A 1,041-nucleotide genomic window follows, 5' to 3' on the forward strand; every position below is an offset into this window, starting at 1 on the left:
TTAGCTTGGATAGCAACGGTCTTAGATTTAGTATTACGTATTTTCAAAAAAAGTCAGTCAACGGACACCTTGGGAGTTGCACTGGTTAAATTGTTAGTGATGGGATATTTGCTAGGCTCGAATCTTGCTACTGATGTGCCAATTTATATTTTGGCTCTTGTGATTGGAATTTCTCAGATTTTTCATGCTAGTATCAACCTTGTCACCTATGTTCTCTACCGCAAAAACAAAATTCGACCTCGTTTTCGTTTCTTACTAGATGGTCTCGTACTAGTTTTTCTTGGTGGGACTAGTCTTTTGTCCTCTACAGGAAATTCTGTCTTTCAACTCTTTGTATTAGGGGCTTATTTTTTCCTTTATGGTGTGTCCAATATCCGTGATGGTTTCTTGTTTGAGGAGGAAATTGGGAAAAACCATCTCAAACGTCGTGTCAGAATGAGCTTACCTATTGCCCTAGCCGCTCTCATCCCTGCAAGTACTTTAGCAAAAATCAATAAATTCATGCAGGAAAATGCTGATGAGGAAGAGGAAATCTATCTTGGAATGGTGAAGTTTGGTAAGACAGCAGATCTTGAAATTTTCGTTCATACAGCGGAGACTTCTCTATTTTCAGCTATTGGTCATGTGGACCTTTGTTATCAAGGACGTGTGATTTCTTATGGAAACTATGATCCGTCATCTGAGACCTTATTTGGTATGGTTGGAGATGGTGTTTTATATTTTTGCGACCGTGATAAGTACATTGACTTATGTAAACGGGAGAGTCAAAAAACGCTATTTGGTTACGGAATAGATTTGACACCGGAAATGGAAGAAGCGGTTCAGGAAAAATTAGCTGAATTAAAACAACTAACGATTCCTTGGGAGCCAAGCGCAGATAAAATTAAAACGGAAGATGGTAAGGAAGACTACACCTACGCTTATAAAATCAGACATGAGACGGATGGGGAACTTTATAAATTTATCAAATCTAAGTTTAAATCCTACTTTGTCTTATCTACAAACTGTGTGCTCTTGGCTGATACCATAGTCGGTCAGGCT

The 1,041-nt window shown here is 38.6% G+C and carries 1 protein-coding gene; it reads left to right on the top strand.

All coding sequences use genetic code 11. The annotated features are described in order from the left end of the window. On the top strand, positions 1–1,041 hold a 1,041-nt coding region (locus E7C97_RS09580; protein WP_316109086.1), incomplete at both ends, for a DUF308 domain-containing protein.

It is taken from the genome of Streptococcus sp., from assembly GCF_032481935.1.
In the GTDB taxonomy this organism is placed as follows: Bacteria; Bacillota; Bacilli; order Lactobacillales; family Streptococcaceae; genus Streptococcus.